The 15,858-nt window shown below is 64.3% G+C and carries 20 protein-coding genes; 10 read left to right on the top strand and 10 right to left on the bottom strand.

The annotated features are described in order from the left end of the window. Positions 1 to 230 precede the first annotated feature (230 nt). Positions 231 to 695 carry an aminoacyl-tRNA deacylase gene (locus tag NA2_RS01230; RefSeq protein WP_008593270.1) on the bottom strand — a complete coding sequence of 155 codons (465 nt, stop codon included), beginning with the start codon at positions 693 to 695 and terminating at the stop codon, positions 231 to 233. 348 nt (positions 696 to 1,043) lie between these two features. Here NA2_RS01230 and NA2_RS01225 point away from each other — a divergent pair, with 348 nt between their 5' ends. Continuing rightward, positions 1,044 to 1,775 carry a L,D-transpeptidase gene (locus tag NA2_RS01225; RefSeq protein WP_051011482.1) on the top strand — a complete coding sequence of 244 codons (732 nt, stop codon included), beginning with the start codon at positions 1,044 to 1,046 and terminating at the stop codon, positions 1,773 to 1,775. Positions 1,776 to 1,844: 69 nt separating this feature from the next. Here the strand turns inward: NA2_RS01225 and NA2_RS01220 are convergent, their stop codons facing one another. Beyond that, positions 1,845 to 2,795: an alpha/beta fold hydrolase gene (locus tag NA2_RS01220; RefSeq protein ID WP_008593266.1), complete on the bottom strand. Its 951-nt coding sequence runs from the start codon at positions 2,793 to 2,795 to the stop codon at positions 1,845 to 1,847. Positions 2,796 to 2,913: 118 nt separating this feature from the next. Continuing rightward, entirely contained in the window at positions 2,914 to 3,963 is a 1,050-nt protein-coding gene (locus NA2_RS01215; RefSeq protein WP_040676413.1) for an aldo/keto reductase, read from the bottom strand. A gap of 170 nt (positions 3,964 to 4,133) precedes the next feature. On the opposite strand from NA2_RS01215, the gene NA2_RS01210 reads away from it, so the two are divergent. Beyond that, complete coding sequence (locus tag NA2_RS01210; protein WP_008593261.1) at positions 4,134 to 4,595, top strand: DUF411 domain-containing protein; 462 nt, start codon at positions 4,134 to 4,136, stop codon at positions 4,593 to 4,595. Positions 4,596 to 4,640: 45 nt separating this feature from the next. On the opposite strand, the gene NA2_RS01205 is transcribed toward NA2_RS01210, so the two are convergent. From NA2_RS01205 to NA2_RS01180, 6 genes are all read right to left on the bottom strand, one after another. Further along, positions 4,641 to 6,227: a trimethylamine methyltransferase family protein gene (locus tag NA2_RS01205; RefSeq protein WP_008593260.1), complete on the bottom strand. Its 1,587-nt coding sequence runs from the start codon at positions 6,225 to 6,227 to the stop codon at positions 4,641 to 4,643. 108 nt (positions 6,228 to 6,335) lie between these two features. After that, positions 6,336 to 6,803, bottom strand: a complete 468-nt coding sequence (locus tag NA2_RS22245) for a hypothetical protein (RefSeq protein ID WP_008593257.1) — start codon at positions 6,801 to 6,803, stop codon at positions 6,336 to 6,338. Between the two features lie 362 nt (positions 6,804 to 7,165). Further along, positions 7,166 to 7,639 carry a hypothetical protein gene (locus tag NA2_RS01195; RefSeq protein WP_157188092.1) on the bottom strand — a complete coding sequence of 158 codons (474 nt, stop codon included), beginning with the start codon at positions 7,637 to 7,639 and terminating at the stop codon, positions 7,166 to 7,168. A 188-nt stretch (positions 7,640 to 7,827) separates the two neighbouring features. Beyond that, a complete protein-coding gene (locus NA2_RS01190) occupies positions 7,828 to 8,250 on the bottom strand; it encodes a hypothetical protein (protein ID WP_008593253.1) in 423 nt (140 codons plus the stop codon). Positions 8,251 to 8,270: 20 nt separating this feature from the next. Next, entirely contained in the window at positions 8,271 to 8,663 is a 393-nt protein-coding gene (locus NA2_RS01185) for a hypothetical protein (protein ID WP_008593251.1), read from the bottom strand. Positions 8,664 to 8,669: 6 nt separating this feature from the next. Further along, positions 8,670 to 9,137, bottom strand: coding sequence for a hypothetical protein (locus NA2_RS01180; RefSeq protein WP_008593249.1), 468 nt, complete (start codon positions 9,135 to 9,137; stop codon positions 8,670 to 8,672). Between the two features lie 315 nt (positions 9,138 to 9,452). On the opposite strand from NA2_RS01180, the gene NA2_RS01175 reads away from it, so the two are divergent. After that, on the top strand, positions 9,453 to 10,148 hold the full coding sequence (locus tag NA2_RS01175; RefSeq protein ID WP_008593247.1) for a corrinoid protein: 696 nt from the start codon (positions 9,453 to 9,455) through the stop codon (positions 10,146 to 10,148). A gap of 56 nt (positions 10,149 to 10,204) precedes the next feature. Here NA2_RS01175 and NA2_RS01170 read toward each other — a convergent pair whose 3' ends face one another. Then, positions 10,205 to 10,363: an entericidin domain-containing protein gene (locus NA2_RS01170; RefSeq protein ID WP_008593245.1), complete on the bottom strand. Its 159-nt coding sequence runs from the start codon at positions 10,361 to 10,363 to the stop codon at positions 10,205 to 10,207. 18 nt (positions 10,364 to 10,381) lie between these two features. On the opposite strand from NA2_RS01170, the gene NA2_RS01165 reads away from it, so the two are divergent. The 7 genes from NA2_RS01165 to NA2_RS01135 all read left to right on the top strand — a co-directional run bounded on the left by NA2_RS01165 (position 10,382) and on the right by NA2_RS01135 (position 15,730). Further along, entirely contained in the window at positions 10,382 to 11,032 is a 651-nt protein-coding gene (locus tag NA2_RS01165; protein ID WP_051011481.1) for a DUF1638 domain-containing protein, read from the top strand. Positions 11,033 to 11,099: 67 nt separating this feature from the next. Beyond that, entirely contained in the window at positions 11,100 to 11,756 is a 657-nt protein-coding gene (locus NA2_RS01160; RefSeq protein ID WP_008593242.1) for a DUF4893 domain-containing protein, read from the top strand. A gap of 71 nt (positions 11,757 to 11,827) precedes the next feature. Next, positions 11,828 to 12,514, top strand: a complete 687-nt coding sequence (locus NA2_RS01155) for an exopolysaccharide biosynthesis protein (RefSeq protein WP_244423565.1) — start codon at positions 11,828 to 11,830, stop codon at positions 12,512 to 12,514. Between the two features lie 124 nt (positions 12,515 to 12,638). Beyond that, a complete protein-coding gene (locus tag NA2_RS01150; protein ID WP_008593238.1) occupies positions 12,639 to 12,941 on the top strand; it encodes a virulence factor in 303 nt (100 codons plus the stop codon). Further along, a complete protein-coding gene (locus NA2_RS01145; RefSeq protein WP_008593236.1) occupies positions 12,928 to 13,527 on the top strand; it encodes a methylenetetrahydrofolate reductase C-terminal domain-containing protein in 600 nt (199 codons plus the stop codon). Before NA2_RS01150 ends, NA2_RS01145 begins: the two co-directional genes overlap by 14 nt. Then, the gene (locus NA2_RS01140; protein ID WP_008593234.1) at positions 13,524 to 14,627 is read left to right on the top strand and encodes a methylenetetrahydrofolate reductase; all 1,104 of its coding nucleotides are present in this window, start codon (positions 13,524 to 13,526) and stop codon (positions 14,625 to 14,627) included. The genes NA2_RS01145 and NA2_RS01140 overlap by 4 nt, the downstream gene beginning before the upstream one ends. Positions 14,628 to 14,773: 146 nt before the next feature. Continuing rightward, positions 14,774 to 15,730: a methyltetrahydrofolate cobalamin methyltransferase gene (locus NA2_RS01135; protein ID WP_008593232.1), complete on the top strand. Its 957-nt coding sequence runs from the start codon at positions 14,774 to 14,776 to the stop codon at positions 15,728 to 15,730. The last annotated feature ends 128 nt before the right edge of the window (positions 15,731 to 15,858 follow it).

Raw genomic sequence — 15,858 nt, 5'->3', positions numbered from 1 at the left:
CCGGCAGAACGCCCCGGACGACATGCAGGCACGGCGCGCCCCGCCTCCGGGTGAATGCCAACCACTATCGCAAAGAGGCGAATAAAGTTTGAATCACCGCGTTAACCAAACCGCAATGGATTGGCGCTTCCGAACCGGCCTGATTCAGCGCGGACAAAGGCCGCCGGTCGCGAGCCGCCCGCGGCCGGTATTGATTGGCCGGCGCCGTTGGTCAGGAACGGGACGCGCCGTCAGGCGCTGATCCTTCCTCGCGGCATGCCGTACATCAGCCGCTCGAAGCCCTGACCGCTGACATGCACCAGCGTCCGGTGGTCGCCGCCCTCGAAATAGACGTCGTGATCCGTTTCGAGCGCCTCGTCGACCATCGAGGCGATCCGGTAGGGAACGCCGAAGATCGGAACGGCGCCCTCCGAGCAATCGGGGAAGAGCCGCACCGTCTCCTCTTCCGTCGCCAGTTCCACCGTCTCGCCCATGATCTCGCCAACCCTGGCGAGATCGACCTGGCGCGACGCGGGCAACACGGCCAGCATGTAGCCGCCGTCCCATTTCAGGACCACGCCCTTCGCCAGCGCGTTGCCCGGCACATGGCTCACCCGAGCCGTCATGGTCGAGTTGCCGGTCCGAGCGTGCCGCGCAGTGTCGTAGGGGACGTGATTGTTCTCGAGATATTCGTGCATTGTCATTGCGATGCCCATGATCCTCGTCCTTCTGCCGTAAGGCGGCCACGCCTCTCACGGGCGCGCACCGCCGTTTCCGCCTCGGCGGCCGGCACGATCGGCGCGGACATCGGATCAGGAACATGGACGGCGTCTCGCGCCGTCCTGGCAGGACCGCCGCCGCGCCATCCGCTCGGCAAGCCGCCCGCTGCTCATCAAGAGCCAAGGATACACCCGCCGCAGCCTTCGGGAAAGCCGCGGCGCGACATTACCGCGCGGTCGCTTTTCACGCCACATTTCCGGTCGATGCGCGTGGCATGGCTCGATCTCTCCGGGCGCGCGCCGCCCCAATCCCAAAAATCCTTTCTTGAGACCGGTTGCCGAACAATGACCACGCCCCCTTCCTCCCTTCCCGAAAAGCCAGACGACACCCCCGTGCCGTTGCGCCGCCTGCTGGTGGTCGGTCTTCTGCCCATGATCACCGCGGCCTGCACATCGACACGCTTCGACGGGAGGACGGCCGTCGAACAGCCCTGGCCCCTCCTGTCGCATTACACGGCGATGTACAGCGAGATCGACGATGGCGACGAGATCATCGCGGCCATCGATGTGAGCAAGATCGACCGGCGCTATCTGCGCCAGCTGGTCGACTATCCGACGCATGAGCGCGTCGGCACCATCGTCGTCGATCCCTATCAGCGGTTCCTCTATCTGGTGCAGGAGAACGGCCAGGCGATGCGCTACGGCATCGGCGTCGCCAAGGCGGGTCTGGAATATGAGGGCGACGGGGTCATCGGACGCAAGGCGCGCTGGCCGAACTGGGCGCCGACGCTCGCCATGATCGAGCGCGAACCCGAGCGCTACCGGCCGCTCGCCGCCGGCATGCTCGGCGGCATCGACAATCCACTCGGCGCGCGCGCGCTGTATCTCTACAAGAACGGCAAGGACACGCTCTACCGCATTCACGGCACAACCGAGCCGTGGTCGATCGGCAAGTCCGTGTCCTCGGGCTGCATCCGCCTGTTCAACCACGACATCATCGACCTCTATCAGCGGGTACAGCCCGGATCGAGGGTCGTGGTCCTCGGCGAAAACCCGTCGCAACCGGCAAGCGTCTGACGGCGCCAGCCGCATGAAAAACCCGCTGCGGCAAGCCGCAGCGGGGTTCGTCTTCCGTGATCAGCTGCCTTACTTGGCGCCCTCGACATGGCTTGCCCAGCTCTTCACCGGATCGTCATTGTTGAGGAAGGGCAGCACGGTCTCCGCCAGTCGCGGTGCGACGCCGATGTCGTAGTGCGTCTGGTTGGGCAGGATCGCCAGCCGGTTCTGCGACATGTGCTCGCGCATCCAGCCCGCATCCTTCAGCCCGCCGCCGAGCAGCTTGTAGAACTCGATGATGTGCTCGGGCCGGTACATGTCGCTGTCGCCATAGACCAGCATCACCGGCATCTTCAGCGTCTTGACGTCATCGGCGAAATTGTAGGGCTTGCGCATCATCTCGCCCATCCGGTCGAGCAGTTCCGGAAAATCCTCCGGATTCGGCGCAACTGCCGCATAGGATTCGTACATCGGCGTGCCCTTCATCATGTCGGCCATCGCCGCGCTAACCTGCGCCTGCATCGGCAGCATTTCCGGGAAGAACCCGTCCTGCGCGAAGCCCGCCGAAACCAGGGCCAGCCGGCGGATCATCTCCGGATGCTGCACCGCCAGCCGGAACGCGACGCCGCCGCCCATCGAATAGCCCATGGCGTCCACCTGTTCGAAACCGAGTTCCTTCAGGATGACGGCCATGTCGTCGCCCATGTCGGTGAGGCTGATCGGCCGGTCCCCGAGGGAACTGCGGCCATGGCCGTGCAGGTCGACACTGATCACCTGGCGCTCGGCCGCGAGCATGCCGAGCACCGGGCCGAACATCTCGATCTGGCCAAGCCCGCCATGCAACAGCAGCAGCGGCTCGCCCGTGCCGCGGATCTCGTAGTAGTAGTTCACGCCGTTCGCCATGACGTGCCCGTTCTTGGTGGCGGCAGGCACGGCCGCAGCAGCGACCTTCGGCGCGTTCTCTTCTCCCACGGCCTGCCCGATGGCAGGGCCGACCAGAGCGGCGGCGGTACAGAGGGCAATCAGCAGTTTCTTCAACATTTCGGTCTCCCGGGTCTGGGCGAACGCTTAGGCCGCCGCGTTTGAGATACCCCAAGGACGCCTCGCCCCTGCCGCATCCGACAGGGGCCGAAAAAAATCCTCGATCAGCCGGAGAACGTCAGAAACAGGGATTGCCAATCCGCTGGTGCAGGCCGTCGACGGCTTCCTGCATCTCTGCGGTCCAACCGACATCGATCGACGAAAGCGCTTCCTCGAGCTGCGCCATCGTCGTGGCGCCGATGATGTTGGCCGCAATGAAGGGCCGCGCATTGACAAAGGCATGGGCGAAACGGGCCGGCGTCAGGCCGAACTCCCGCGCCATGGCGTTGTAGGCCGCGAAGGCCTCTGCGGCCCCCGGCTTCTCGTAGCGTTGCAGGCGGTCGAACAGCGCCTTGCGCGATCCCTCGGGCAAGGCGCCATTGTCGTACTTGCCGGAGAGATATCCCTGGGCGAGCGGCGAATAGGCAAGCAGCCCGATCCCTTCGCGTTGACAGGTCTCCGCCAGGTTCACCTCATAGGTCCGGTTGACGAGACTGTAGCTGTTCTGCAGCGCGATGGGACGCGGGCCGACGCCCCTCTCCGCTTCCAGCACATAGCGCATTGTTCCCCAGGAACTCTCGTTCGACAGGCCGAAATGGCGGATCTTCCCCGCCTTCACCAGTTCAGCGAACACCGCAAGCGTCTCCGCGATCGGCGTCTCGTCCGCAACCGGCTCGGACAGGGCGGTCACGCGCATCGGGTTCGAGCCGAAGGGAATTTCGCGGTCGGGCCAGTGGATCTGGTAGAGGTCGATATAGTCGGTCTGAAGCCGGGCGAGCGACTTGTCGATGGCGTCGACAATGTCGGCGCGCACCAGCCTGGAGGATCGACCGCCGCGGAACCAGTCATTGTCGGTGCGGCCCACCACCTTGGAGGCGATGATCGTGTCCGCCCGGTTTCCGCGCGCCTTGATCCAGCTGCCGACATACAGTTCGGTGCGGCCCTGCGTCTCCGGCTTCGGCGGAATCGGATAAAGCTCCGCCATGTCCAGGAAGTTGACACCGCGTTCGGCGGCGAGATCCATCTGCGCGTGGGCTTCCTGCTCGCTGTTCTGCTCGCCGAACGTCATCGTTCCGAGACAGATTTGCGAGACCATCAGCTCGCTGCGTCCAAGACGGCGCTTTTCCATGATCGAATTCTCCGGATGCTGAAAGCGGTGCGGACGCACCACCAACCCATCATAAGCCGCCACGAGGCTCAGGCAAGCGCACGGGATGTTCGATGGCCTTGACCTTCCAGTGGGAGGAAGGCTTACGAGACAGGACCCGGGCCGCGTGCCGCATCGATCAGGAGACGACCATGAAACCGAGAAGCGCACTCCCGGCCACGCTGCTGGCTCTTACCCTCCTTCAGAGCGTTGCCGCCAGCGCCGCCGACCACCGCAACATGACCATATGGAAGACGCCTTGGTGCGGCTGCTGCCACCTGTGGGCGGAGGCGATGCGGAAGGCTGGCTATACGGTCACGCTGAACGACATGGAGGACCTGACGCCGATCAAGCGGCAGGTGGGCGTCCCGGCCGCGATGGAGGGTTGCCACACGGCCGCCATCGACGGCTATTTCCTCGAAGGCCATGTACCGCTCGAGGCAATCGACAAATTGCTTGCGGAACGGCCGGCCATCGCCGGCATCGCCACACCCGGCATGCCGCAGGGCTCGCTCGGCATGGGCGACGATCCGAAGGCGCGCTACGACGTCTTCGCCGTGTCGAGAGATGCCGGGACGGCCCCCACCGTCTATTATCGTGCGGGCCTGGAATGAGACCACCGATGCTCCGGCGCCCGGGAACAGGCGCCGGCCGCTCCTTCAGGCGAAGGCGTCCGGCATCGATTCCTTGCGCCTGGCGATGAAGTCCATGAGCCCCTCCTCGATCCCAGGGTCGAGCTCCGGCGCCTGATACATCTCCAGCCAGCTGCGCGCCAGCTGGTTGGCCCGTTGATGCGCCGTCTTCTCGCCCTCCGCGGCCCATTGCTCGTAGGAATTGTTGTCGGCGATCGAGGAGCGATAGAAGGCCGTCTGGAAGTTCGCCTGGGTATGGGCGCATCCCAGATAGTGGCTGCCCGGCCCCACCTCGCGTATGGCGTCCATCGCCTGCCCGTTCTCGGACAGGTCGATCGGCTCGCAGAGCCGCTGCTGCATGCCGAGCTGGTCGATGTCCATCATGAACTTCTCGTAGGAGGAGACCAGCCCACCCTCCAGCCAGCCGGCCGCATGCAGGACGAAATTGGTCCCGGCCAGCACAGTCGCGTTCAGCGTGTTGGCGCTTTCATAGGCCGCCTGCGCATCGGAGATCTTGGCTCCGGTCAGCGAACCGCCGGTGCGGAACGGCAGTCCGGCGCGGCGCGCCAGCTGCCCGGCGCCATAGGAGACCAGGGACGGTTCCGGCGTGCCGAAGGTCGGCGCGCCCGATTGCATCGAGATGGACGACGCGAACGTGCCGAACAGCACCGGCGCGCCCGGCCGCACGAGCTGCGTGAAGGCGGCACCGGCAAGCACCTCCGCGAGAACCTGGGTCAGCGTGCCCGCGACTGTCACCGGGCTCATCGCGCCCGCCAGGATGAACGGCGTGATGATGCAGGCCTGGTTGGCGCGGGCATAGACCTTGGCGGCGCCCAGCATCGTCTCGTCGAACACCATCGGCGAGTTGGCGTTGATCAGGTTGACGATGACCGCGTTGCTGTCGACGAACTGCTCGCCGAACAGGATCCTCGCCATCTCAACGGTGTCCTCGGCACGCTCCGGCGCCGTCACCGATCCCATGAACGGCTTGTCCGAATAGCGCATATGCGCGAAGACCATGTCCAGATGCCGCTTGTTGACCGGCACGTCGACAGGCTCGCACACCGTGCCGCCCGAATGGTGGATCGACGGCGCCATATAGGCGAGCTTCACGAAGTTGCGAAAATCCTCGATCGTCGCGTAGCGGCGATTGCCCTCCAGATCGCGCACGAAAGGCGGCCCGTAGACCGGCGCGAAGACCGTTGCGTCCCCGCCGATCTCGACAGACCGCGCCGGGTTTCGCGCATGCTGGGTGAAGATGGAAGGCGCGGTCTTCAGCAACGCGCGGCACAGGCCCTTGGGAAAATGCACGCGGTCGCCCTGCACGTCGGCGCCGGCCTCCTTCCAGAGGGCCAGCGCCTCGGGGTCGTCGCGAAACTCGATGCCGATCTCCTCGAGCACGGTGTCGGCATTGGCCTCGATGAGGGTCAGCCCCTCATCATCGAGCACTTCGTAAGGTCTTATCGCCCGTCGGATATAGGTCAGTTGCGCACCCGGACCGCCGCTGCTGCGGGTCGCACGGCGCGCCGCCGCGCCGCCGCGCTCGCCCCTGCCGGCGCGCCTCGGCCTCGCCTCGCTGCCCGTGTCGTCATCCGCGGTCGCACTCATGCTCATGTTACAGGCTCTCTCGCTGGATTCGTCAACCTCGAACGTTGGCAAATCCTAGCGGATCGCAGGGGGCCGGCCGTTCCGCGAGCGGCATGGCGTGTCGCAACCCGGCCCCTACTGGCGGCCTTCGGACGTCCAGCCCGCCCCCTGCGCCCACTCCTGATTGTCGGTGGACCGTCCCGCGGACGGTGCGCCGAGGCCGCTTTCCAGCATCTTCACCTCGAGTTCCAGCCGCCTCAGTTCGAGCTGGTACAGGCGATCGCAGTCGAGCCTGGTGGGCCTCGTGCCCAGGGGAACGACGAGACGCCCGTAGGCGGAGAGCGACTGCGACCCGCTATTCAGGCCGCTGCCGATCACGCCGGAATCCACATAAGCGCCCGAGCCGCCCATCGCGGCGCGACAGGTCGTGCCGTCGGAGGCGCGGACCTCGTCAAAGCCACCGGGCGCCGAAACGCCCGGTAGCGAAATTCCCGTCTGGTTCTGATTGATGATGTAGTTGTTTGTGGCCAAGGCACTGCCGGAAAACAAGAACAGAGCTGGCGTGGAGATCAGGACCGCCGCCTGGCAATAAATCTTCCGCATACTTGGGCCTTTACACTCATCTTCGTACCGGGAAAGGGAATGCTTTCCGTACAGATACGCACCCGGCGCTCACTGAGCCCGTCAAAACCCACGACCACCAGCACACTCCGGGAAGCTCCCCCGCCGAGTGAGGCGGTCGGGGGAGTGATCCGGGCTGGGATGGGCCGGAAGTCCGCATCGTAAACCCGCACGGACACATTGATGCGTCGGTTGTACGGGTTTCTCGGAAAGACGCGTATGGCGAACTCATCCGAATAGCTTGTGACTTCGCCACGCATCGGGGTCATGGACTGCGCATTCGCAGGCACGACGGCCGCGATGACCGGCAATGCCACGAGAAAACGCATTCTCATGACGATGCCCTATTCGCAGGTGACGGTGACGTCCGCCTGATACTGACCGGCCGGAAAGGCATTGCCCGACGTTTCGGCGGACAGGTTGACGGTCAGAGCGGTGGTTCCGGTTCCCAGACGGGAAGCGGTGTCACCGGGAGCACTGGCCACATCTGTCACACCCGAGGCCGAGTAATTGGCCAGGAAGGTCGTGGCGCCCACGCCATCAGGCGACTGGGTAAACGCCGACGGCGCGACAGCGGTAACGTTGAAGCTGTCGCCGGTCGTCAGGATGGTTGCGCGACCCGGCGCGCCGCCGGCCGCGGCAGAATCAAGCTTGAACAGGCCGTTTGTCGCCATGACACCTGACGAGTCCAGCGTTATCACACAGGTCGGCTCAACAGCACTGTGAAACGGCACGACCTGGGTAACAGCATGCGCACCCTGAACAAAAAGAAGCGAAACAGGGATTGTAATGAAAGAAGCTTTCGATAAATTGAACATTTCAAAACCTCAATTAAAAAACAACAACAATCCGATGCTAAGAGAGCAAGATCAAACAGTCAACAATCTTAGATTGATATATTTTGTCAATGCTTGAATTATATATTTATAGAATCAAAATTCAAAATCAGAACTCTCTGTCGATGAATAATACTAAGGCACAAGAGAAATGGCATTCATGATTGCTGTCATTTCCGCCCTTCGTTCGTCCAGCCTTCGCTCGCTGTACGCGCGTCAACCCCGATGGTCGTGGCGCGCGGGTCCAGACCTTGCTGGAGCAACCGCACCTCCAGCTCCAGCCGTCGCAACTCGAGCTGGTAGAGCCTGTCGCAATTGAGCCTTGGCGGCTTCTCGCCGAGCGGCATCACCAACCGGCCATAGGCGGACACCGAGTTGGACGAGCCGTTGAGACCGCCTCCGATCACCCCGGAATCCAGATAGGCGCCGGAACCGGCCATAGACGATCTGCAGGTGGTGCCGTCGGCCGCCCGCACCTCGTCGAAGCCATTCGGCATCGCGACGCCCGGCAGCGTCAGACCGGTTTGGTTCTGGTTGATGATGTATTGGTTCTCCTGCGCAAGGACCGCCGACGCTGTAAGAAGCGGAAGCATGCCTGCAATCAGCCGCAAACTCACATGCCGCGGCGTGCGATGAAACGTCCACATATCTGGGCCCTTATCTTCGTCTGATGGTTCGGGAAGGGAATGCTCTCGGCGCAGATGCGCACACGCCGCTCCCGCCTGGGGCCAAAGTCGATCTCCACGATAACCGGCCTCGATGCGCCGCTGCCGAGGAGAATTTCGGCAGGCGCGACCCGCGCGGCCACCGGATGAAAATCCGCGTCATAGACCCGAACAGCCACGCGGATTCGGTGGTTGTACGGATTGTAGGGGCGGACGCGGACAGCGAAGGACTCGGCGAAGCTCGTGATCTCGCCGCGCATGGGTGTCATCGACTGGGCCTTGCCCTGCGTGGAAACTGCGGTGGCGAGGATTGCCACCGCAAGAGATGCTGCGACGCGCATATGCGGCTATTCGCAGGTCACTGTGACCACGGCGGAGTAAACGCCGGCAGGGAAGTGGCCGGCGGACTTCGTTGCCGTCAGATCGACATTGAGGTTGGTGAGGCCGAGGCCGAGCGGCGAGGTCAGGGTTCCAACCACGTCGAGCAGCGAGGTGACGCCGCTGGCGCTGTAGCTCGATGCGAAGGTGACGGAATCATCCCCGCCGGCGGGAGCGCTGGTGAAGGCCGAAGGCGCCGCTGTCGAGACGTTGTATCCCAGACCCGTGGTCAGAATGGTGGCGGTACCGGAGATGCCGCCCGCCTCGTCGGAACTCAGCGCGGTGAAGCCGGCATTGGCCGCCAGCGTGCCGGGCGTGCCGATCGTGATAAGGCACGTCGACAGCACCGTCCCGTTGAAAATGACGGACCCGTCAACCGCACCGGCGGATGTGGAGATGGCAGCGAGGATAAGGGAGAGAAAAGAGGCTCTACGCATGGCTCTGCTCCTCTTCGGTAAGCAGACAAGCCCCCACAATACGAGAGGCAGCGTACGAGAGCTTCCTTAATATTCGGTTAACCAAACAGTTCAACTTCGCCACGACTCGAGGCTCTTGCGGCGCATGGCCGGGGGTTCTGGCTCAAACATGTCCCTGCAGGCAACGCGGTCTCCGGAGCACATCGTTTCCGGTCGCTTTCTTATTGCCCGACGTCGCAAATCGGCTAGGTGATCGAGACAATGCCGGATTAACTGACCCGGGTGCTTCCGCCAGCCGACCAACGATCGCGCCAGCGCAATGACAGGAGCCAGGCAATGTCAGACGACGAGATCATCCTATCCGAGCTCCCCGACGACGAACTCGTGCAGCAGATGCATGACGACCTCTATGACGGCCTCAAGGAAGAAGTCCAGGAAGGCACGAACATTCTTCTGGAACGCGGCTGGGTGCCCTACGACGTCCTGACGCAGGCGCTCGTCGAGGGGATGCGGATCGTCGGCGAGGATTTTCGCGACGGCATCCTGTTCGTTCCCGAGGTTCTCCTGTCAGCCAACGCGATGAAGGCCGGCATGGGCATCCTGCGCCCCCTGTTGGCCGAGACCGGCGCTCCGAAACAGGGGAAGATGGTGATCGGCACGGTCAAGGGCGACATCCACGACATCGGCAAGAATCTGGTCGGCATGATGATGGAGGGCGCGGGCTTCGACGTCATCGACCTCGGCATCAACAATGCCGTCGAGAAATACCTGGAAGCGATCGAGGAACACCAGCCTGACATCATCGGCATGTCGGCCCTTCTGACCACCACCATGCCCTACATGAAGGTGGTCATCGACACGCTGAAGGAAAAGGGCATTCGCGACGACTACATCGTTCTCGTCGGCGGTGCGCCGCTGAACGAGGAATTCGGCAAGGCCGTGGGAGCCGACGCCTATTGCCGCGACGCGGCCATTGCCGTCGAAACCGCCAAGGAACTCGTCAAGCGCAAGCACAATGTCAATGCCGGATGAATGCCGACGCCTGAGCCGGTTGGCGAGCGTTTGACCGCTCGCCGGGACGGTGCTGCTTATTGCGCCGCGCGGGAAATGTTCCGACCGGCGCCCTGTGTCGCATCGACGGCGTTGGCCGTATCCTGCCCCACGCCCCGGATCGTGTTGGCACAGCCCGCGGACAATCCCACGATGGCGACGACGATGGCCAGGCGGGAAAGAACGGATAGTGTCATGGTCTGTCTCCCTTGAAGATGGCCCGCCCCGAAAAGGAACGGAACGCTACGGTGCAACAACGCACGGCGCCGCAAAAGGTTCTGGTCATCGCCTGCGGCATGATCGCCCGCGAGGTGCTTGCCGTGCGCGACCGCCTTGGCTTCGACCATATCGAACTGACCTGCCTGCCGGCCGAGTATCATTATTATCCGGACCGGATTGCCCCTGCAATGGACAAGGCCATCACGCAGGCCAGAGCCGACGGCTATCGCCACGTCTTCGTCGGTTACGCGGATTGCGGGACGGGCGGCCTGCTCGACGGGGTCTGCGAAAAGCACGGAGTGGAACGCATCGCCGGGCCCCACTGCTTCGCCTTCTACCAGGGGCTGGACGCTTTCGCCGCGACGGCGGAGGACGATATGATGTCGTTCTACATGACGGACTTCCTGTGCCGCCAGTTCGACGCGTTCTTCCTGAAACCGCTGGGCCTCGACCGTCATCCCGAGCTGATCGAGGACTTCTTCGGCAACTACGAGAAACTGATCTACCTGGCGCAGACCGACGACCCCGCGCTCGACAGCGTCGCCGAAGGCGCCGCCCGGCTTCTTGGCCTGGCCTACGAGAAGCGCCGAACCGGCTATGGTGACCTGACCACGGCCCTGGATCAGGCGGCGCGCGGCAAGCCATAAGCTGCGGCTTCCGCCATGAAATGGTTGCAAACGCCGTGTTGTATCTGCCTCCCAATCGAGGAATCCCATGCACCGCATCCAAGCAACCGCCCTCGCCGCCGCATTCCTGGCGCTCCCGCTGACGCAGGCGTTCGCAGAGACCGGCGACACATCAGGTTCCATCGTCCAGCAGAAACTGGAGATGGAGATCGCCGGCTTCGAGAAGGACACGGTCCTGCGCGACATCACCTATCGCGATGCGGCACGCCTCGATGCATTCGAGACAATCCGCGACCGGGCGGTCGCCGAGGCCCGTCCGAAGGGCGCCGCCGCCGATCTCGCGGTGCTGGACGAGATCGGCGCGCGCCCGCCCCAATCCTTCGAGGGTCTTGACCTGACCGGCGAATGGCAATGCCGCACCATAAAGGTCGGCGGTCTCGCCTCCCTCGTGGTCTATAACTGGTTCGATTGCCGCGTCACCGACGACGGGTACAGCTGGTTCCTCGAGAAGACCGGCGGTTCGCAGCGCACTGCCGGAAGGTTCTTCAACGATGGCGACAACCGCCAGATCTATCTCGGATCCTTCTTCGTCGCAGGCGGCGCCAGGCCGTCCTACGGCGCCGGACGCGAAACCGACCAGGTCGGCTATGCCCTGCGCGACGGAGAGCAAAGCTGGCGGATCGAGTTTCCCGCGCCCATCCATGAATCGAAGCTCGACATCCTGGAGTTCCGGCGCAAACCTTAGCGCACGCCCGCACCACGATCTTGCAGCTTTTGTCATGAAGGCTTAATCGCAGAAAGAGAAGACTGCCCTTCGTGCCGGACGAGATTCGGCGATCCATGTGGGGCTGCGCGATGGAAGCGGAGGGTACGGAGTTGGATACGGTGTCGAGCGCGGCGCCTGCGGAACATCCGCCCCGCCGCCTTTCGCGCATTTTCCAGGAGCTTGCGAACCACGCTGCAGACAAGGTGACGGTCGGCGAGATCCGCCAGGCGCTCGGCGACCGCAGCTTTGCGACGCTTCTCGTCTTCTTTTCCTGCCTGAATCTCCTGCCCTTCCCCCCCGGCAGCACCCTCGTGCTCGGTCCGCCTCTCGTCCTGATCGCCCTGCAGATGGTGCTCGGGAACCGCACCGTATGGCTGCCGCGCTTCGTCCTCAGCAAGGCGATTGGCGCCGACAAGTTTCGCCACATGAGCGCGAAGCTGATTCCGCGGCTGGTCTGGATCGAACAGTTCATCAAGCCGCGCTACTGGCCTTTCGCGCGCAACCATGCCGATCGCGCCATCGGCATCGTCGCCCTGATCCTGGCGATCGCCGTGACGCTGCCGATCCCGCTCGGCAACTGGTTCCCCGCCTTCTCCTGCGCCCTGATCGGCCTCGCCCTGTCCGAGCGCGACGGCGTTCTTCTCGGCATCGGGGTCTTCTGCGGTCTGCTCTCGCTGTTCGTCATCGCCGCCGTCGTCGGCGCCGCAAGCGTGCTTGCCGGCTTCGTCGTCGCCTGATCGGGCTCTGACCCGGCAAATCGCACCTCCCGTCACGTCGCATTTGAAGGCGCGCGCGTCGCCTCGCAGCAAGCGCGGCCGATGCGCATGCGGCAATCCTCAAGGTCGGGAGGAACAGCTGCTCATGGCCCATCTGATCGTTGTCTACTGGCGGGATATCCCGGCTCAGGTGATCGTCAAGAAGGGGCGTCAGGCCGCCAAGCGCGAATTGCCGTTGCGCTTCACCGAGGCGATCGACATGTGCGCCATGCGCGTCGGCGCGCGCGACACCGATGCCTATCTGGCCGAGTGGCGGCGTGGCGACCCGGTCGAGGTCGGCGACGATCTGGAGGCGGAGGCGGAGAAGGCGCTGCGGGCCATCGAAAGCGATTTCGGTCCGGAGCGCCTGAAGGCGCTCGTCAAGGCAGGCGGGCATGTCGGGGAATGAAGCGCAGACGACGACACGGACGGTGGCCCAGGCGACACTGGTGCGGAGAGCGCGCGACAAGCTCGCCTACAAACCGGCCGACGTCTCCCCGCAGCGACGCCTCCAGCGGCGCTATACGATGCGCCTGTGGTCCGTGCGTCACGCGCGCTTCCTCGAATGGGTCTATGCCCGCTTCGCCGATCTCTTTCTGGCGCTGCATCCCGTCTGGAACGCCATCGGCTATGTCCGCGCCGAGCGGCCCGTGAAATTCATCGAGCGGCAGGTGAAGGGCCTGATGTTCGATTGCCGCATGTGCGGCCAGTGCGTTCTTTCCGCCACCGGCATGTCCTGCCCCATGAACTGTCCCAAGCAGTTGCGCAACGGCCCCTGCGGCGGCGTGCGCGCCAACGGGCATTGCGAGGTGGAGCCGGACATGCCCTGCGTCTGGGTCAAGGCATGGGAGGGCGCGCAGACCATGCGCGCCACCGACGCAATCCTTGCCGTGCAGAAGCCTGTCGACCAGTCGCTGCGCGAGACATCGGCCTGGCTGCGCGTGACAGCGCTTGCCGCCGGCGAGCGCGGCGACAGGCCGGAAAGCGGCGCATGACGACGCGACCGCCCCAGATCGACGAGAACCCGGCGGGCATCGAGTTGCCGTTGGAGCCGCTGCCCGGCCATTCCTCCCGCGGGAGGCTCGAGCGCGTGCTGCGGCGCGGCGAGTTCGCCGTCACCGCCGAGCTCAACCCGCCCGACAGCGCCAACGCCCAGGACGTCTACGAACGCGCCGCGATCTTCGACGGCTGGGTGGACGGCATCAACGCCGTCGATGCGTCGGGCGCCAACTGCCACATGTCGTCGCTCGGCATCTGCGCCCTTCTGACCCGCATGGGCTACGCGACGATCATGCAGATCGCCTGCCGCGACCGCAACCGCATCGCCATCCAGGGAGACGTGCTGGGCGCGGCCGCCATGGGCGTCGCCAACATCATGTGCCTGACCGGCGACGGCGTGCAGGCCGGCGATCAGCCGGGAGCGAAGCCCGTCTTCGACCTCGACTGCATGTCGCTTCTGGAAACCGTGCGCACCATGCGCGACGAGGAAAAGTTTCTCTCGGGCCGCGCGCTCACCACCCCGCCGGCGGTCTTTCTGGGCGCGGCCATCAATCCCTTCGCGCCGCCCTTTGATTTCCGCCCGCTCAGGCTCGCCAAGAAGATCGCCGCCGGCGCCCAGTTCGTGCAGAGCCAGTACTGCTACGATGTGCCGATGCTCGAGGAGTACATGAAGCGGGTCCGCGATCTGGGGCTGACGGAAAAATGCTTCGTCCTCGTCGGCGTCGGACCGCTTGCATCCGCCAGGACGGCCCGCTGGATCCGCTCCAACGTGCCGGGCGTCCATATTCCCGACGCGGTCGTGGCGCGCCTCGAAGGTGCCGGGAACCAGAAGCAGGAAGGCAAGCGTCTGTGCATCGACATCATCAACGAGGTGAAGGAGATCGACGGCATTTCCGGCATCCATGTGATGGCCTACCGGCAGGAAGAGTATGTCGCGGAGATCGTCCATGAATCGGGCGTTCTCAAGGGGCGAAAGCCCTGGCGGCGCGAACCGCGGGCGGACGACGCGCTGGTCGCCGAAAGGCTCGACCACATCCTGCACGACAATGCGAGCGAGACGCCGGTCGATATGGTGAAGGATGTGGTGAGCGAATAGCGAATAGGAGAGACATCATGGAGATTCTGCATCATCAATACTTTCCTCTATTCATTATTCGCTCATCCCCTTCTCTTCGGCACCCCAAGTCGAGAAACGACAGATGGCCCCGTAAAGACATCTTCTTACCCTTTGGAGGACAGTGAATGACCCGCACCATCGTCGCCTCGGCGAGCAAGGAAGTCGTGATCGGCTTCGATCAGCCCTTCTGCGTCATCGGCGAGCGCATCAACCCGACCGGCCGCAAGAAGCTGGCTGCCGAAATGGAGGCGGGCAATTTCGAGACGGTGAAGAAGGACGCGCTGGAACAGGTGGCGGCCGGCGCGACCATGCTGGACGTCAATGCGGGCGTGACCGCCGTGGACCCCAATGCCACCGAGCCCGCGCTTCTGGTGCAGACGCTGGAGATCGTCCAGGATCTGGTCGATGTGCCGCTGTCGATCGATTCCTCCGTCTCGGCGGCCATCGAGGCGGCGCTGAAGGTGGCCAAGGGCCGGCCGCTCATCAATTCCGTCACCGGTGAGGAGGAGAAGCTGGAAGCCATCCTGCCGCTGGTGAAGAAATATGACGTGCCGGTGGTGGCGATCTCCAACGACGAGACCGGCATTTCCGAGGACCCGGACGTGCGCTTCGAGGTGGCCCGCAAGATCGTCCGGCACGCCGCCGACTACGGCATCCCCGCCCACGACATCGTCGTCGACCCGCTGGTCATGCCGATCGGCGCCATGGGCACGGCCGGCAAGCAGGTTTTCGCCCTCTTGCGCCGCCTGCGCGACGAGTTGAAGGTCAACACCACCTGCGGCCTGTCCAACATCTCCTTCGGCATCCCGCACCGGCACGGCATCAATGCCGGCTTCATTCCGATGGTCATCGGTGCCGGCATGACCAGCGCCATCATGAACCCCTGCCGTCCGCAGGAGATGGAGGCCGTGCGCGCCGCCAATGTCCTCAACGGCACGGACCCCAACTGCCAGACCTGGATCATGACCTACCGCGACCACAAGCCGGCGATGGCTGGCGCCGATGGCGCGGTTGCCGCTGCTCCGGCGGCGGCCGGCGGCCGCCGGCGCGGCGGACGCGAGGCAAGGCGCGCGCAGGGATGACGGCATCTTGATGTACGGCGCACCTCATACCCCCCTCTGGCCTTCTGAGCATGTCGAACGGGGCGGCCATCTCCCCCTCAAGGGGGGAGATTGGCTGCCCTCGATGCCGCGTTCTCTCCGACAGGCCG

The organism is Nitratireductor pacificus pht-3B (assembly GCF_000300335.1).
GTDB lineage: Bacteria > Pseudomonadota > Alphaproteobacteria > Rhizobiales > Rhizobiaceae > Nitratireductor > Nitratireductor pacificus.
Note: the sequence above shows the minus strand (reverse complement) of the source record. Positions and strands in the feature narration are given on the sequence as shown.

What these genes read in the sequence shown, in the direction of transcription:
- NA2_RS01195 (WP_157188092.1), bottom strand. Translation starts at nt 7,639, where the DNA reads ATGTTCAATTTATCGAAAGCTTCTTTCATTACAATCCCTGTTTCGCTT.
- NA2_RS01210 (WP_008593261.1), top strand. Translation starts at nt 4,134, where the DNA reads ATGAAACCGAGAAGCGCACTCCCGGCCACGCTGCTGGCTCTTACCCTC.
- NA2_RS01150 (WP_008593238.1), top strand. Translation starts at nt 12,639, where the DNA reads ATGGCCCATCTGATCGTTGTCTACTGGCGGGATATCCCGGCTCAGGTG.
- NA2_RS01145 (WP_008593236.1), top strand. Translation starts at nt 12,928, where the DNA reads ATGTCGGGGAATGAAGCGCAGACGACGACACGGACGGTGGCCCAGGCG.
- NA2_RS01135 (WP_008593232.1), top strand. Translation starts at nt 14,774, where the DNA reads ATGACCCGCACCATCGTCGCCTCGGCGAGCAAGGAAGTCGTGATCGGC.
- NA2_RS01160 (WP_008593242.1), top strand. Translation starts at nt 11,100, where the DNA reads ATGCACCGCATCCAAGCAACCGCCCTCGCCGCCGCATTCCTGGCGCTC.
- NA2_RS01220 (WP_008593266.1), bottom strand. Translation starts at nt 2,795, where the DNA reads ATGTTGAAGAAACTGCTGATTGCCCTCTGTACCGCCGCCGCTCTGGTC.
- NA2_RS22245 (WP_008593257.1), bottom strand. Translation starts at nt 6,803, where the DNA reads ATGCGGAAGATTTATTGCCAGGCGGCGGTCCTGATCTCCACGCCAGCT.
- NA2_RS01225 (WP_051011482.1), top strand. Translation starts at nt 1,044, where the DNA reads ATGACCACGCCCCCTTCCTCCCTTCCCGAAAAGCCAGACGACACCCCC.
- NA2_RS01185 (WP_008593251.1), bottom strand. Translation starts at nt 8,663, where the DNA reads ATGCGCGTCGCAGCATCTCTTGCGGTGGCAATCCTCGCCACCGCAGTT.
- NA2_RS01170 (WP_008593245.1), bottom strand. Translation starts at nt 10,363, where the DNA reads ATGACACTATCCGTTCTTTCCCGCCTGGCCATCGTCGTCGCCATCGTG.
- NA2_RS01140 (WP_008593234.1), top strand. Translation starts at nt 13,524, where the DNA reads ATGACGACGCGACCGCCCCAGATCGACGAGAACCCGGCGGGCATCGAG.
- NA2_RS01190 (WP_008593253.1), bottom strand. Translation starts at nt 8,250, where the DNA reads ATGCTTCCGCTTCTTACAGCGTCGGCGGTCCTTGCGCAGGAGAACCAA.
- NA2_RS01215 (WP_040676413.1), bottom strand. Translation starts at nt 3,963, where the DNA reads ATGGAAAAGCGCCGTCTTGGACGCAGCGAGCTGATGGTCTCGCAAATC.
- NA2_RS01175 (WP_008593247.1), top strand. Translation starts at nt 9,453, where the DNA reads ATGTCAGACGACGAGATCATCCTATCCGAGCTCCCCGACGACGAACTC.
- NA2_RS01205 (WP_008593260.1), bottom strand. Translation starts at nt 6,227, where the DNA reads ATGAGCATGAGTGCGACCGCGGATGACGACACGGGCAGCGAGGCGAGG.
- NA2_RS01165 (WP_051011481.1), top strand. Translation starts at nt 10,382, where the DNA reads ATGGCCCGCCCCGAAAAGGAACGGAACGCTACGGTGCAACAACGCACG.
- NA2_RS01180 (WP_008593249.1), bottom strand. Translation starts at nt 9,137, where the DNA reads ATGCGTAGAGCCTCTTTTCTCTCCCTTATCCTCGCTGCCATCTCCACA.
- NA2_RS01230 (WP_008593270.1), bottom strand. Translation starts at nt 695, where the DNA reads ATGGGCATCGCAATGACAATGCACGAATATCTCGAGAACAATCACGTC.